The sequence below is a fragment of the Klebsiella sp. M041 genome (assembly GCF_059759695.1).
Genome location: NZ_JCAXWU010000005.1, coordinates 332,970 through 347,675 on the forward strand (window position 1 = coordinate 332,970; position 14,706 = coordinate 347,675).

Genomic DNA, 14,706 nt, shown 5'->3' on the forward strand with positions numbered 1-14,706 from the left:
TACAAAATGGACGGCGCCATTTTTCTCCAGCAAGTGGTCAATGGAATGAGTCTTGGGGGCATGTACGCCCTGATTGCCATCGGTTATACGATGGTTTATGGCGTGCTAAGGCTGATCAACTTCGCCCATGCGGACGTGATGATGGTCGGCGCGTTTAGTACGCTGTTTTTATTTTCTTCGGTTGGGCTACCCTTCGGGGTAGCCGTTTTCCTGACCCTCGGGCTGTGCGGCCTGTTTGGCATGCTGATTGACCGGGTCGCCTATCGTCCGCTGCGCCAGGCCTCGAAAATCTCCATGCTGATCACCGCCATCGGCGTCAGCTTCTTCCTCGAAAACCTGTTTAATGTGCTGTTTGGCGGCAGCTCGCGCTTCTTCTCCGCCCCTGACTTTTTCAACCAGACCCGGGCCTTCGGCAGCGTCATCATTACCAACGTGGCGTGGATTGTGCCGCTGATCACCGTCCTGCTGCTGCTGGCGATCCTCTGGCTGCTGTACCGCACCCGCTATGGAATGGCGATCCGCGCGGTAGCCTTTGACGTCAACACCGTGCGTCTGATGGGCATTGACGCCAACCGGATCATCTCCCTGGTCTTCGCCCTCGGCAGCAGCCTCGCGGCGCTCGGCGGCGTGTTCTACTCCATCAGCTACCCGACGATCGATCCCCTGATGGGCGTGCTTATCGGCCTGAAGGCCTTCGCCGCCGCCGTGCTGGGCGGGATCGGCAGCGTCACCGGCGCGGTGCTCGGCGGCTTTATTCTCGGCTTTACCGAGGTGGTCGCGGTGGCGATCTTCCCCGAACTGGGCGGCTATAAAGACGCTTTCGCCTTCCTGTTCTTGATTCTGGTCCTCTTGTTCCGCCCGGTCGGCATTATGGGCGACGAACGTCTGGAAAGGAGCCGTTTCTGATGCTCAACGCGACGACCACCGCCGGGGCGCAGCTGCGCAACCTGGCCATTATTGTCATCTGTATCGCGCTGCTGGCCGGAATCAACGTGGTTTTCAATGACTACATTGTTCGCGTCATCAGCACCATTTTTATCTTTATGATCCTCGCGGTCAGCTACAACCTGATCAACGGCGTGACCGGCCAGCTGTCGCTGGAGCCGAACGGCTTCGTGGCGGTGGGCGCCTACGTCACCGCCCTGCTGATCCTCTCCAGCGACAGCAAGGTAGACATGTTTGAAATGGCCGCCCCCAGCCCGTGGATCCTCAGCCTGCACGCGGGCTTCCTCCCCGCCCTGCTGATAAGTGGCCTGTGCGCGGCGGCGCTGGCGGTGTGCCTCGCCGTGCCGGTCTTCCGGGTGCGCGGCGACTACCTGGCCATCGTCACCCTCGGCTTCGGGTTTATCATCAAGATCCTCGCCATTAACAACCCGCAAATCACCAACGGCGCCATCGGGCTGAACGATATTCCGCAGCAGCCGCATCTCCTGTTCTGGTGCGGCCTGTTCGCCCTGCTGGCCACCGGCATGATCCTCCAGCTGGTGTGGTCGAAGTATGGCCGGATGATGAAAGCCATTCGCGACGATGAAGATGCGGCGATCGCCATGGGGGTCAACACCTTCCGCATTAAAACCTGCGCCTTCGCCACCAGCGCCTTCTTCGAAGGGATCGGCGGCGGTCTGCTGGCTTCCCTGCTGACCACCATTTCCCCGGGGCTGTTCGACTTTATGCTCACCTTCCAGCTACTGATTATTATCGTCCTCGGCGGACTCGGCAGCACCACCGGCGCCCTGCTCGGCACCGTGCTGGTGGTCGGCAGCGGCGAGTGGCTGCGCTTTCTCGACCAGCCGCTGCAGTTATTCGGTCACGATCTCGGCGCCTATCCGGGCCTGCGAATGGTGGTCTTCTCCCTGCTGCTGCTGATCATCATGCTTTTCGCCCGCGAAGGGCTGCTGGGGAAAAAAGAGATTTGGCAGATGGGAAGAAGGAACAGCAGCTATGGCGGAAAATAAAATCATCCTTCAGGTGCAGGACGTCACCATGCAGTTTGGCGGCCTGCGGGCCATCGACAACGTCAGCTTCCATGTTGACGAAGCGGAGATCTTTGGCCTTATCGGCCCGAACGGCGCGGGCAAAACGACCCTGTTTAACGTCATCACCGCCAACTATAAGCCCACCAGCGGCAGCGTCACCCTCGCGGGCACCTCGCTGAAGGGGCTAAAGCCCAACCAGGTGGTCAACGCCGGGATCGCCCGCACCTTCCAGAATATCCGGCTGTTTAACTCGATGACGGTGCTGGAGAACGTGATGGTCGGGCTTGACCGGGCCAGCCGCTATTCGCTGCTGGAGGCGGCCCTGCACATTGGCCGCTACTTTCCGGCCGAGCGGGCGGCGAAGGCCAAAGCGATGGCCATTCTGGAAGACATCGGCATCGCCCACTTCGCCCATATGCAGGCCACGAACCTGAGCTATGGCAACCAGCGCAAAGTGGAGATCGCCCGCGCGCTGGCCACCTCGCCGAAGCTGCTGCTGCTCGATGAGCCGGCCGCCGGGATGAACCCGAAGGAGACCGAGGATCTGGCGGAGCTGATCTTCCGCATGCGCCATGACTATCAGCTCAGCGTCCTGTTAATCGAGCACGATATGCCCTTCGTCAACCGCCTGTGCGAACGGGTGATGGTCCTGGAGTATGGTAAGCCATTGTTCAGCGGCCTGATGGCCGAGGCGATCCAGCATCCGGACGTCATTTCCGCTTATCTGGGAGAAGCCAATTATGCTTAACGCCAGGGAACTGAAGGTCTTTTACGGCGTGATCCAGGGACTGAAAGGCGTCGATATCGATGTTTATGACCGGGAGATCGTCACCCTGATCGGCAGCAATGGCGCCGGTAAAACCTCTACCCTCAATGGGATCGTCAACCTGGTGCGCTCCAGCGGGCGCGTCAGCTTCCTCAACGACGATATCTCGCGCAGCCAGACCCACCAGATCGTACGTCGCGGGCTGGCGCTGGTGCCGGAGGGACGCCGGGTCTTTACCAACCTGACCATCGAAGAGAACCTGCGCATGGGCGCTTACAATAATCTCGCCGGCTACACCCGCCTGCGCGATCGTATGTACGCCCTCTTTCCACGGCTCAAGGAGCGGCGTCATCAGATGGCGGGCACCATGAGCGGCGGCGAGCAGCAGATGCTGGCCATCGCCCGGGCGCTGATGAGCGAGCCGGTGTTATTGATGCTGGATGAACCAAGCCTCGGGCTGGCGCCGAAAATTGTCGGCGAGCTGTTCGGCATCATTAAGCAACTGCGCGAAGAGAATATGACGGTGCTGCTGGTGGAGCAGAATGCGACGGCCGCGCTGGCGATCGCCGATCGGGCGTATGTCCTGGAGAATGGCCGGATCACCTTGTCAGGCGCGGCGCGGGAGATGCTGACTAACCCGGAAATTAAGCGGATGTATCTGGGGGGATAAGGGTGGTTAAAACTGCCTGGGCTGCGGCGGCGCCTCCTGCGATGCCGCAACCTCAGGCAGTCTCTTGCTACACAAAGCACACCTCGTTCCAGTAGGCTTCACGCGTCCTGCGTCGCTCAGTATGTCTTATCATGACGGAACCACCGGGTTTCCACGTTGCCAATGTCCACGCCGTAGAGGCTGGCCACCGGCAGGATCGCCTCCATGACGCGTTGAGTATCTTGCTGTCCGGCTTCACCGTTGGACAAAAAAGCCAGCCAGCCCGTTAACCGTTGCCACAATGCCACTTTCGTTTTCTCCTCTGTCGGGAAGCGAATCGCCTGGGTCTATTTCAACCACAGTTGGCCGGGCGCGGGAAATATTAATTCCGAATTTGCAATCCTGGCTGGCGCATATTACGCCCGGTCCTGTCACCCTCACCCTCTCTCCGGAGGGAAAGAGGGCCGTTCGGCTGTCGTTGCCGCACCGGTATACACCGCGGGGCCACAGGGAAAGGCACATACCATTTTTAACGGATATGTTCTGATAGCTATGAAATGGCTCCTGAAACCTACGGGCGTGCAGCGGGCCCGATTCCCGCTGAAATCGGCGAACCGGAGGTCGGCAGACAAGGGCTGGCCGCCATGGAGGGCGGCCAGAGGCGATTCGAGACACGACAAAATTGCCGGGAGCAATTTTGAACAGCGCTTGCGCTGGCCCCGCAGGGGCGAGTCCCAGGGATGGGACGAGTAGTATCGAGTTGAGCCGACCGCAGGCTGATGACCGGGAGGTGAGCGTAGTGCGCAGCACCGATTTCTCTGCGGGACCGGGGGGATTGTAAAGGGGAGACGGTTTTCTCCCCCTTTACCCGTTCACCGGCAAAGAACCACCATTTTCTCGCAAACGCAAAGTGAACGGAAAATTACCCCTATCCCTCACCCTCACCCTCTCTCCGGAGGGAAAGAGGACCGCCCGGCAGTCGTGACTGCGCCGGTAAAACGCTACCTGCGCATAAAGAATACCCACAGGTTTGTTAAGTTCTTTTTCGTTATAGATAAGAATTTTTTCTTCTTTGCCGCCGACGGGGAATGTGTGGGAGCGTGATGTCCACAAAACAAAACAGGGATTCAGGGGAAAAAATATGCGCAACAAAACCACAAAAATCGCACTGGCGCTGGGTATGCTGCTGCTCGCCTCGCAGGCGCAGGCCGACCAGCTGGCTGACATCAAAGCCGCCGGCGTCGTGAAAGTCGCCACCTTTGACGCCAACCCGCCGTTCGGCTCCGTGGACGCCAAAACCCACCATATCGTCGGCTACGACGTCGACTTTGCCCAGGCGCTGGCGAAAGCGCTCGGCGTCAAACTCGAACTGGTGGCCACTAACCCGGCCAACCGTATTCCGCTGCTGCAGTCCGGCAAAGCCGACCTGATCGTCGCCGACATTACCATCACCCCGGAGCGGGCCCAGGTTATTGATTTCTCAACGCCGTATTTCGTCACCGGCCAGCAGTTCCTCGTGCCGGCCGGCTCTCCGGATAAGCTTGATGAGTACAGCAAAGCGCGCATCGGCGCGGTGAAAGGCACCACCGGCGAACAGGCGCTGCACCAGCGTTTCCCGCAGGCTCGCGTCCTCTCCTATGACGATATTCCGCTGGCCCTGACCGCCCTGCGCAACGGCAACGTCCAGGCCATCACCCAGGACAGCACCATCCTTGCCGGTCTGCTGGCGGAAGCGCCGGATAAAGCCAAGTTTAAAATTCTGCCCGACCTGCTCAGCAAAGAAGAGATTGGCGTGGGGGTGAAGAAAGGCGAACCAGCCCTGCTGAAGGCCGTCAACGATGAGCTGGTGAAGCTGGAGAAAACCGGCGAAGCTGCGAAAATTTACGATGTCTGGTTTGGCCCTGCCACTAAAACGCCGCAGCCGCGCGCCTTTACCATAGAAGCGAAATAATATGTTCTCGGGTTTATTCTCCCACTCCGCGGCTCCGGCCGCGGATTTTTCACGTCTGCAGCGCGCCAGCATTACCTTTCGTGAGGTGGCCAAGCGCTACGGCGATCATCAGGTGCTTAACGCCATCAACCTGCAGGTCGATCCCGGCGAAGTGGTGGCGATCCTCGGCCCTTCCGGATCGGGAAAATCGACGCTGATCCGCCTGATCAACCAGCTCGAATCCTTAAGCGGCGGCGAGATCCTGATCGACGGCAAACCCACCAGCCGGCTGAGCGGCAGCGCCTTGCGCCAGCTGCGCAGCCGAGTCGGCTTTGTCTTCCAGCAGTTCAACCTTTACGCCCACCTGACGGCGCAGGAGAACATCACGCTGGCGCTGGAGCGCGTCCACGGCTGGGGAAAAAGCGCGGCACAGGAGCGGGCGCTGGCGCTGCTGCGTCAGGTTGGGCTGGAGGAGAAAGCGCAGCAGATGCCGGCGCAGCTCTCCGGCGGCCAGCAGCAGCGGGTGGCGATCGCCCGCGCCCTGGCCTCCTCGCCGCAGATTATCCTGTTCGATGAGCCCACTTCGGCCCTCGACCCGGAGATGATCGGCGAAGTTTTGCAGGTGATGAAAAACCTCGCCCACAGCGGGATCACCATGCTGGTGGTGACCCACGAGATGCAGTTTGCCCGCGAAATTGCCGACCGGGTGGTGTTTATCGACGGCGGCGACATTCTCGAGGTCGCCCCGCCGGCTGAGTTTTTCGCCCATCCGCAGCATGCCCGCGCGCGGCGTTTTCTGCAGAAGGTGCTGGATCCGCTGCACCAGGAGAGCCTCGAGTGACGCCGATGCTTGACTGGCACGGCGTCCTGAGCGGACAGCCGTTGCAATGGATTATCTCTGGTTTTCTCACCACCGTCTGGGTCAGCGTCGCCGGGATCCTGCTCGCCACCCTGCTGGCGGTTCTGCTGCTGGCCCTGCGTCTCGGCGGCGGCCGCGCGGGGCGCGGGCTGGTGGCCGCGTGGGTCTCGCTGTTTCGCAATACCCCGCTGCTGGTCCAGCTGCTGTTCTGGTACTTTGCCGCCTGGAACCTGCTGCCGCTGGCGGTGAAGAACGTGGTGAACGACGAGCACGCCTGGTCCATTCTGCCGGGCAACGTCTGGTGGCTGACGCCGGAGTTCCTCTGCTCAATGTGGGGGCTGGGGGTTTTTACCTCCGCCTTTCTGGTGGAAGAGATCGCCTCCGGACTGCGCGCCGTCAGCCACGGGCAGCGGGAAGCCGCGCTGTCGCAGGGCTTTACGCCGTGGCAGGAGCTGCGCTTTATCCTTCTGCCGCAGGGGCTGGCCAACGCCTGGCAGCCGATTGTCGGCCAGTATCTCAACCTGATGAAACTCTCATCGCTGGCCAGCGGCATCGGCTTTGCGGAACTGACCTATCAGGTGCGGCAGATTGAGAGCTATAACGCGCACGCCCTGGAGGCTTTTGCCGTCGGCACCGCGCTGTACCTGGCGCTGGGGGTGGCGATGGGCGTGGCGCTAACGCGTCTCGGCCCGGGAAGAAAACTGCAACGGAGCGCCCAACATGAACGCTAATCTGGCGGTGATCGCCGATAACCTTGATTACCTGCTGTGGGGCCGGCTGGCGGAGGGCCAGCCCGGCGGCGTGGCCCTGACCCTGCTGATGGCTATCGGCGCCACGCTGCTGGCGCTGCCGGGAGGCATTGCGCTGGCGGGCCTGGCCTGGCGCTACGGCGGACTGACGCGGCGTCTGCTGTTTCTGTGGGCGGAAATTATCCGCGGCATCCCGCTGATATTTGTCATCTTCTGGCTGTGGTATCTGCTGCCGATGCTGACCGGCGGCGATCTGCCCGGCGCGGTGACCGTGACCCTGGCGCTGGCGTGGTTTACCGCCGCCTCGGTGATGCACTCGGTGCTGGCCGGGCTGCAGTCGCTGCCGAAAGGTCAGTATGAGGCGGCGCTGACTCAGGGCTTCGCCCCCGGGCAAACGCTGCGCCTGGTGCTGCTCCCGCAGGCGCTGCGCAACGTTCAGCCGTCGCTGGTGGGGATCTTTATCGGCCTGCTGAAGGACACTTCGCTGGCGTTTATCGTCAACGTCCCGGAGCTGACCACCGTGGCCGGCCAGGTCAACAACCGGGTGCAGATCTATCCCCTGGCGATCTTCGTCTTCACCGGCGCGGTGTACTACCTGCTGTGCTGCGGTCTGAGCCTGCTGGCCAGCCGGCGCTTTACCCGCCGTGCGACCGCCGGGTAAGGTTCACTCCGCGGGGCGGGGCTTCAGCGGGCAGGTATCGCTGATCTTAATAAATTTGTCGTTATAGACCAGATAGTGGTTCCCCGGCTTGCGCAGCGCCGGCTGGCGAACCACGTCCCCGGGACGCAGATACCACGCGTCCCCCTCCTCTTCGGTCGAATCGCATCCTGGCTTAATCAGCAGCTTAAACCAGGTATTGCCGGTGTTGCTCACCGTCCCGGCCACCTTATCGAAAGACCATTTAAACTGCACCTCGCGCGGGCGCACCACCAGAATGGTATCCATCACCACCACCGGCTCCATGCTGACCTCGCCGCCGGTCGGGCCGCGCCTCGTCAGGTTGCGGGTGGGGATTTCGCGAAACGAGACCCGATAATAGCGCTCGCGGTTGTCCCGCGGGCCATGATAGTAAAATTTGAAGTATTCGCTCTCCCCGGCCTGCAGCGCCAGCTGACGGGGGGCGAACAGCAGCTCGCCATCCACCGGCCGGGAGCGCACTTCGCTGCCGCCCGGGCGATCGATGGCGCTGACGGTGATGCGGTACAGCCGCGCGCTTTTATTGTTGTTGACCACCCGTTTGCTGGCGAAATCCGCTTCAGCCGGCAGGGAAAAGGTCAGGTTGCCGACCGAGATAGCCTGCGCCAGCGGAGCCACCAGCAGGCAGCCCACCGTCAGCAGGGCCTTAGTTAATGTTGCGCCACGTCGCCTGGACATGAATCTCTCCTGAAGCGCTGACTTCGCCAAACCAGCCGTTATCGTCTACCGTCCGCAGCGAAATGGCGTTATCCATCGGAATCGAGAATTTCACCGTGGTCTTATCCATCTGCCCCACTTCGCCGGAGATATCGGTCCACGGCGTGGTCAGCCACAGCGCATCGGTCATATCCCGCCAGCTGTCATCGCACCCGGCGTCGTAGGTCTGTGTCGCGCCGCTGCGGGTGATAAAAGAGAGCGTCGCCGGGAACGGCACTTTCGCCGTACCGTCATCGGAGCTAAAGAGACAGTAGGAGCGCCCGCCAATCACCTGCGCCGGTCCGGTCACTTTGATCAGCACTTCGTCGGCGGCCGTTTTACCGCTGGTGGTGACGATGTAGCCGAAATCGAGCGCCGGTTCGCCGCTGCCGACATCCCCCTCCCGCGACGGCGCCGAGGTATATTCGTCGGAGATAATGCTGATGCTGAAATCACGGGGCTTGATAATCAGCGTATTGGAGGTGGAAAACTCATACCAGCCTGACTCCGGCGAGGTGGTGTTCTGGAAGCGAAAGTTGAACAGATCCTTGGTATTGATATCGCTGATCCCGAGATTCACCATCTGCTTAAAGAAGTTGCTGGAGAAGAATACATAGATTGCGTCTGAGCTCTTCATCTCGTTGAAGGTGTAGTAATAGGCGGTATTGCTCACCGGCTTCCATGAGCTGCCGTTGAGGCTGAACTGCATATCGTACGCCCCGACGGCCGAGGCCAGCGACGAGTTGGCGATCGCCGGGAAAATATGGATCGAGGTGTTGCTTAACCCATTGGTCTGCAACGTATAGTTGACCATCTTACAGCTTAACCCTGAGCGGCTGCCGATGGTCTGCGTCCGGCAGTCGGCGTTCCCTTCCCCGAGGGTCGGCACGCCATCGCTGTTGATAAACACCTCCGCCAGCGAGTGGGTGTTTATCAACCGCAGGCTCGCGGCTTTGGTGTGGGTGACATTGCGCACATACCAGTTGCCGGAGGCTTGATCCTTACAGCGCGCGCCGCTGCTGGCGTCGTAGTTCACCGAGGTCTGGCAGGCATTGATGGTCATCGTGAAGCTGCCGCCGACCGGCATCTGCTGCAGATACTGATAGAAGGCGTCCGACATCATACCGTGCATCCACTTCGCGCCGCCGCTGGTCACCGTCGCGCCATAGAACCCGCTGGCGTCGGTGGTTTGCGGCAGGATCAGACTGGTGGCCATATCGCACCCGGCGTACCAGTTGATGCAGCGCAGGCCGGTTAAAGGGTGCGAAACCGGCGAGTTTTCCAGCCACATATCAAACTTCCAGTTGGCATTGAGCCCGGTGTTGTAGCCGTTATCGATATAGCCGAGACTCTGCTGATAGATGGTCCCGGAGCCGGTGTATTTTAAGCCGGTCCAGCGGTTGGCGCCGGTCATGCGCGGATCCAGCGCCCCGCCGGGGGTGACGAAAAAGTTGTCGTCGGCGTTGTTTTCCACAAACACAAACTCGCGCGCCGGCGCATCCGACCAGGTGGTCTTCGACACCGCCGCCCTGAGCGCGGCCGCCGGCCAGAGCAGCGCGAGGATCGCCAGGGCGATTAAGGGGTTAACTTTCATTCTCTTCTCCTGTCTGCTGCGCCGCCGCCCACGACGAGAGGCCGCTGCAAACCACATCCCCCACCCAGACGGCGCCGCGCGCCTGGCTGAGCTCCAGCGCCACTTCGCAGGTTTTATTGCCGCCGTAGCTGAAATCGATCGTGGGGTATTTCTTATCCACATCCATGACAAACTCGCCATTTTCATCGGTGCGGGTACGGCCGATATGGTTGTTAATCCGCGCATTCGCCAGCAGCGTGCCGTCTTCCGCCCGAATACGACCGGAGACGGTGACCATCTGCTTCACCTCAGGCTCAATCACCGCCACGTTGCCGGGATAGAGGGTCAGATGACTCTTGCGCCCGCTGACGATGTCGTAACTGTCGAGCGAGTTTTTGCTGTTTTGCAGCTCCACCTCATAGCGGCCATAGGGAGAGAGCGGCAGATAGTTACGCTTGCCGCTGAGCGGGAAGATCCGCCCGTTGACCCTGGCGCTGATCTGACCGTCATCCTCCAGTCCGGTGTTGAAGATCACCCCGGCGTTGCCGTCGGTTCGTCCGCTGGCGGCGATATTTTTGCCCTGCCAGCCGACGCTGCCGCTGGCGGTGAGGTTGGTGTTGACGTAGCCGTCCGCCGCGCTGTTGACGTTCAGCGTGCCGCTGGCGTAGCGGGCGTCGAACTGGGCATACGCCCCGCCGCTGAGGGTTTTGTCATCCCCGGTATCGCCGGAGATGGCCCGCGACAGATTGGCGCCGATGGTGCGAATGGTGCCTTCATCAAACTGCTTGCGCGCTGAGAGGTTAGCCATGGTGTAGCCGTTCTGATGGGTCATCCCGGCGCTGAACCAGTTGCCCAGCGGCAGCGACAGATCGAGGGCGATATATTTCCCGGTGTTGGCGCTGCTGTCGCCATTGTTATAGCGCTGGATCCCCGCCCGCAGGCCGAGCGATCCAAAAGCGCCGCTGTAGACCGTCTGATAGTAATCCGCGGTGTAGTAATGACTGTTGTAGCGACGGTCATCGTTGTAGCTGACGCTGAATGTCCCCAGCTTCGACCACAGCGCGTTGAGGTTGAGGGTGCCGCCGATCGCCCGGTTGTCGGCATCGCTGCGTCGCAACTGATCGCCAATGCGGGTTCTCTCCTGGTTGACCCACACTGAACTAAAGCCCCCCGGCAGCGTGGCGCTGATGCTGCCGACGCTGCTCCACGAGCTGTCGCTGGCCAGCATATTTTGCAGGTTAACGTTGATCGACTCGCCCAGCGGCAGCGTCAGGCGGGTTTCTCCCACCGCCTGGTTGTCGTAGCCATAGCCCGTTGCCGCCCAGCTTAGGGTGCTGAGCGACCCGGAGGCCGAGAGGCCCGCCAGCCAGCTCTCTTTCGCCGGCCGGGTCTTTTTCCCGCTCTCCGACCAGCGATCCATATGAAAACTGCCGCCCCACACCTGCCACGCCAGCGGCGCGCCGGCGCCGCGTCCCCGGCTGAACAGCTTATTGACCCGCTGGGTGCGTTTGCTGACCACCCGCCCGTTGACGATCACCTCCACCTCCACGTCGTAAATACCGTACGGCAGGCCGCGGGTATCCACTTCATGGTTCCCCATGGCGAAGTTCTGGACGCTCAGCAACCGGCCGTCACGAGTGAGATGCACCTCGCCCGCCGCCGGCAGAAAGGCGATCACCGGCGTGGCGGACTGGCTGTTGTCGAAGACGGTGGAGCTGGCCTGGTTCCCCCAGGAAAGGCCGTAAATCTTGCCCGCCGAAATAGCGGTCATCGGCCCCAGGGACTGCAGGTTCCAGGTGTCAAGCATCCCGCCGGCAAAGCGGTGGCCGGCGAAATCGCGTTCATACATGGCCTTATATAATTCACTGTCCTGCTGACCGCTGCCGATCCCGTACAGCGAGCCGTCGAGCACCACATGATGCTCACGCAGCGCCGTGACGTTGTTCAGCGACAGATAGCTGGAGGTGTTGCTCCCGCCGTTGCGCATCTGGTTGTTATAGACGCCGAGGTTATAGCTCAGGTTGCTGCTGAGGGCGTTGACGCTCGACTGGCCGATGTCTTCGCTGCGCGAGCGCAGCACGGTGCCCAGCGCCTCGCGCTTGACCACCAGCTGCAGCAGCAGCTGGCGCAGGCTGAGATCCAGCTGCGCGCTGTCGGTCAGCGTGATGGTGAGCGCCTCGCTGAACGGGGCGTTGGCGAGGCCAGTCAGCTGCTGGCGGGTCTGTTCGCTGACGCTGGCGTTACCCTCACTGTCCTCCAGCCGGATCTGCCGAACGCGCAGCTGGCCGCCGTCCAGCCAGATAAAGGCGCTGCCGATCCGCTGATCGTCCCGGGTGTCCTGGCTGCCGGCAAGATGAATATAGAGCGGAACGCTCATGCCGTCCTGCAGCGCCTGGCTGAAGGCCTGCGGAATAATCACCCCGCCAATCTGCTGCGCCCCTGGGGCAGCCGCGCTGGCGTCGGGCTGAACGAACAAAAAAAACATGCCGAAGGCAAGTCGTGTTTTCAGTCCTGGGGAAATCCGTTGTAGAGGCATCGTCGTTATCCATCTGCACAGCTGTCTATTTCACGGGAACAAACTGCTCACCCTGCCAAAGCGCAACCCGCCCTTTTTTATCCGCCGTGTCCACGCGCGTAAAACGGCGTGATTTACCCGGCATCAGGTAGTAGTTTTCCTTACACTCCTTACCCTCGGCGGCCTTCAGGCAAGGGCCGTAGGCGAGGATCCGCAGCGTCGCGTTCCCGGTGTTGGTCAGGGAGCCGTTGGCGTACTGAAAGCGGTAGTTCACCTGCCGGGGCGCCACCACCAGGATGGTGCCGATGCGGGCGGAAGCGGTGGCCACCGCGCTGCGGGTGGCGTTATCGCGCTGGGCATCGCTGAGCGCCTGGTCGAACCAGACAATGCGGTAGTAGCGCTCTTTGTCATCCGCCGGGCCTTTGTAGAAGAAGCGGATCACATCGCTGGCCTGGGCGGGTAGCAGCAGGCTGGCGGGAGTGAGCAGCACCTCATCCGGTTTATCCATCGGGATAACCTGTCCGTCATCCAGCGGGGAAGAGAGCCGTTCGAGATGGATATTGATCAGCCGGCCGCTGTCGGTGCTGTTCTTGATCGTTTTGCTCAGCGTGCTGCTGCCGCTGTTCATAAAAGATGAGATATCGCCGACATCCAGCGCCTGTGCCGGCGACACTCCGGCTAGCAGCAGCCCGAGGGCCAGAAGGTGCTTTTTCATAACAATTCCGTCCGTGAAAAAAGCAGGGGGAGCCCCCCTGCTGGTGCATCAGAAGGATCAGCTGGTCCAGGTGGCGTCGAACTGTACGCTAACGTCGCCGCTCCAGATCCCTTCCGGCAGGGTGCTGTAATCGGTCACGGCGGTGGTGCCGTCAGTGGTGCCGCTGATGATAGAGAAGGTGAAACCATCCTGCGCGGTGGTGCGGCCGCTGGCGTTGTAGCCATTAGCCAGCGCGCTGAGGTTGCCGCCCAGAATGTTGTTGGCGGTATCGATCATCACGGTATCACCGGTTTTTTCCACCGCTGCGCCGTTATAATCCACGCCCACGCTCAGCGTGGAGCCGGAGGTATCCAGCTGGGTTAAGGTGTTGGTGATAAGACGCGAGGTCAGCTTAAAGGCGGTCGCCGTTGCGTCACCCTCAATTGCCACGTCAAACAGACCTTTCTGTGAGTTAAAACCTTTCACGCCTTCGGCATACTGGAACGCCAGGCTACCGAGCGGGGTGACGACCAGTTTGCTGGTGGTGTCTTTTTTGGCGGTCGCAGACCAGGTCGCTACAGCCTGAGCCGTTACGTCAGCAGCCTGCGCCACACCCATACCGGTAAACGCCGTTACCAGAGCTATTGCCAGAACCTTTTTTTTCATCGCTTTTTCTTCCTGAGTTGAATTAAGGACATGATGTCCCGGTGAACCATTCAAAAATTAACTTGCCTGGGTGTTACTGAACTAACTTATATATTTTGGAATACAGCTTGGCCTCAGCATTGCGCCGATGGGTATACACTGTCTTCACGCTACAATTTTCAATTCTGGCGATCGATTTCGGCTGCATGCCCTGGGCGGTCATGCGGATAATTTTCATTTCCCGGTCTGTGATTTTATCTTTCTTAATATCTTTACGGAGAAACCTGCCATTAATCACATAGGCCAGCTCTTTTCGAATATCGCGACTCAGGCCAACATATACCACGCCGCGAATATCGCTATTGTAATACCAGTAATTCGCTAAGGCCTCTGACTTTCTGGCCGCAATTAATACGACCTGTTTCCCCTTTACCGCGGATAGCCATTCGCTGTCGCGCCTGATAAACTCGTTTAACGAAGCCGTATTGAGATTGATAAACACGAAATCTCTTCTGATTTTCTCTAGCGACAGATAAATTAATTCGTCGATATCAACAATCAGTTCGGATAATCCTTTATAGAAGTAGGAGTCATGGGCAGACCAAATATACTTATCGGAACAGCTTTTATATTCCATATAGTTTTTAACCTCATAGTCCTTGAAGTAATCATTTTTACAACGTCACTGCTTGCCAGGCCTATAAAGTTAACTGGCGTATTCCATTCCTTTAATAAATCGCCATTAAATAAGACACGCATTACCTATCAATATTGGATAAGCGGGGTTGAGCTATAATTATTTTCTGCTTGGCGTTGAATTTAAGTTTTTTCCTATAGAGTGTCAACGGCTTTGTTGAATAAATCGAACTTTTGCTAAGTTGAAGGATCAGATCACGCATCTTCCCGACAACGCAGACCGTTCCGTGGCAAAGCAAAAGTTCAAAATCACCAACTGGC

At 59.8% G+C, this 14,706-nt stretch carries 16 protein-coding genes; 9 read left to right on the forward strand and 7 right to left on the reverse strand.

Features of this window, described 5'->3' with window-relative positions; genetic code table 11:
• The first annotated feature begins 6 nt into the window (after positions 1 to 6).
• From AC6CWS_RS08890 to AC6CWS_RS08905, 4 genes are read left to right on the forward strand one after another with little or no spacing between them, the layout of a single operon-like run.
• Entirely contained in the window at positions 7 to 906 is a 900-nt protein-coding gene (locus tag AC6CWS_RS08890) for a branched-chain amino acid ABC transporter permease (protein ID WP_002890128.1), read from the forward strand.
• A complete protein-coding gene (locus tag AC6CWS_RS08895) occupies positions 906 to 1,955 on the forward strand; it encodes a branched-chain amino acid ABC transporter permease (protein WP_065882845.1) in 1,050 nt (349 codons plus the stop codon). Before AC6CWS_RS08890 ends, AC6CWS_RS08895 begins: the two co-directional genes overlap by 1 nt.
• A complete protein-coding gene (locus tag AC6CWS_RS08900) occupies positions 1,942 to 2,724 on the forward strand; it encodes an ABC transporter ATP-binding protein (protein ID WP_032453292.1) in 783 nt (260 codons plus the stop codon). Before AC6CWS_RS08895 ends, AC6CWS_RS08900 begins: the two co-directional genes overlap by 14 nt.
• Positions 2,717 to 3,412, forward strand: coding sequence for an ABC transporter ATP-binding protein (locus AC6CWS_RS08905; RefSeq protein ID WP_004204908.1), 696 nt, complete (start codon positions 2,717 to 2,719; stop codon positions 3,410 to 3,412). The genes AC6CWS_RS08900 and AC6CWS_RS08905 overlap by 8 nt, the downstream gene beginning before the upstream one ends.
• A gap of 116 nt (positions 3,413 to 3,528) precedes the next feature.
• On the opposite strand, the gene AC6CWS_RS08910 is transcribed toward AC6CWS_RS08905, so the two are convergent.
• Positions 3,529 to 3,699, reverse strand: coding sequence for a hypothetical protein (locus AC6CWS_RS08910; protein ID WP_002890108.1), 171 nt, complete (start codon positions 3,697 to 3,699; stop codon positions 3,529 to 3,531).
• An 833-nt stretch (positions 3,700 to 4,532) separates the two neighbouring features.
• Here AC6CWS_RS08910 and AC6CWS_RS08915 point away from each other — a divergent pair.
• From AC6CWS_RS08915 to AC6CWS_RS08930, 4 genes are read left to right on the forward strand one after another with little or no spacing between them, the layout of a single operon-like run.
• Entirely contained in the window at positions 4,533 to 5,342 is an 810-nt protein-coding gene (locus tag AC6CWS_RS08915; RefSeq protein WP_002890106.1) for an ABC transporter substrate-binding protein, read from the forward strand.
• Position 5,343: 1 nt separating this feature from the next.
• Positions 5,344 to 6,162, forward strand: coding sequence for an amino acid ABC transporter ATP-binding protein (locus AC6CWS_RS08920; protein ID WP_023288551.1), 819 nt, complete (start codon positions 5,344 to 5,346; stop codon positions 6,160 to 6,162).
• On the forward strand, positions 6,159 to 6,911 hold the full coding sequence (locus tag AC6CWS_RS08925) for an amino acid ABC transporter permease (RefSeq protein WP_023288550.1): 753 nt from the start codon (positions 6,159 to 6,161) through the stop codon (positions 6,909 to 6,911). Before AC6CWS_RS08920 ends, AC6CWS_RS08925 begins: the two co-directional genes overlap by 4 nt.
• Complete coding sequence (locus tag AC6CWS_RS08930; protein WP_017900979.1) at positions 6,901 to 7,590, forward strand: amino acid ABC transporter permease; 690 nt, start codon at positions 6,901 to 6,903, stop codon at positions 7,588 to 7,590. The genes AC6CWS_RS08925 and AC6CWS_RS08930 overlap by 11 nt, the downstream gene beginning before the upstream one ends.
• A 3-nt stretch (positions 7,591 to 7,593) precedes the next feature.
• On the opposite strand, the gene AC6CWS_RS08935 is transcribed toward AC6CWS_RS08930, so the two are convergent.
• The 6 genes from AC6CWS_RS08935 to ecpR all read right to left on the reverse strand — a co-directional run bounded on the left by AC6CWS_RS08935 (position 7,594) and on the right by ecpR (position 14,386).
• A complete protein-coding gene (locus AC6CWS_RS08935) occupies positions 7,594 to 8,304 on the reverse strand; it encodes a fimbrial biogenesis chaperone (protein WP_065882846.1) in 711 nt (236 codons plus the stop codon).
• Entirely contained in the window at positions 8,273 to 9,916 is a 1,644-nt protein-coding gene (gene ecpD, locus AC6CWS_RS08940) for a fimbrial adhesin EcpD (protein ID WP_065882847.1), read from the reverse strand. The genes AC6CWS_RS08935 and ecpD overlap by 32 nt, the downstream gene beginning before the upstream one ends.
• On the reverse strand, positions 9,906 to 12,431 hold the full coding sequence (locus AC6CWS_RS08945) for a fimbrial biogenesis outer membrane usher protein (protein ID WP_080901333.1): 2,526 nt from the start codon (positions 12,429 to 12,431) through the stop codon (positions 9,906 to 9,908). Before AC6CWS_RS08945 ends, ecpD begins: the two co-directional genes overlap by 11 nt.
• Positions 12,432 to 12,456: 25 nt before the next feature.
• On the reverse strand, positions 12,457 to 13,125 hold the full coding sequence (locus AC6CWS_RS08950; RefSeq protein WP_023288546.1) for an EcpB family pilus assembly chaperone: 669 nt from the start codon (positions 13,123 to 13,125) through the stop codon (positions 12,457 to 12,459).
• Positions 13,126 to 13,182: 57 nt separating this feature from the next.
• Positions 13,183 to 13,770, reverse strand: coding sequence for a common pilus major fimbrillin subunit EcpA (gene ecpA, locus AC6CWS_RS08955; protein WP_023288545.1), 588 nt, complete (start codon positions 13,768 to 13,770; stop codon positions 13,183 to 13,185).
• A gap of 73 nt (positions 13,771 to 13,843) precedes the next feature.
• Entirely contained in the window at positions 13,844 to 14,386 is a 543-nt protein-coding gene (ecpR, locus tag AC6CWS_RS08960; protein ID WP_023288544.1) for an ECP biosynthesis operon DNA-binding transcriptional regulator EcpR, read from the reverse strand.
• Positions 14,387 to 14,627: 241 nt separating this feature from the next.
• Between ecpR and AC6CWS_RS08965 the strand changes: the two genes are divergently transcribed.
• A partial coding sequence (locus tag AC6CWS_RS08965; RefSeq protein ID WP_223602338.1) for a hypothetical protein occupies positions 14,628 to 14,706 on the forward strand: 79 nt, incomplete at its 3' end.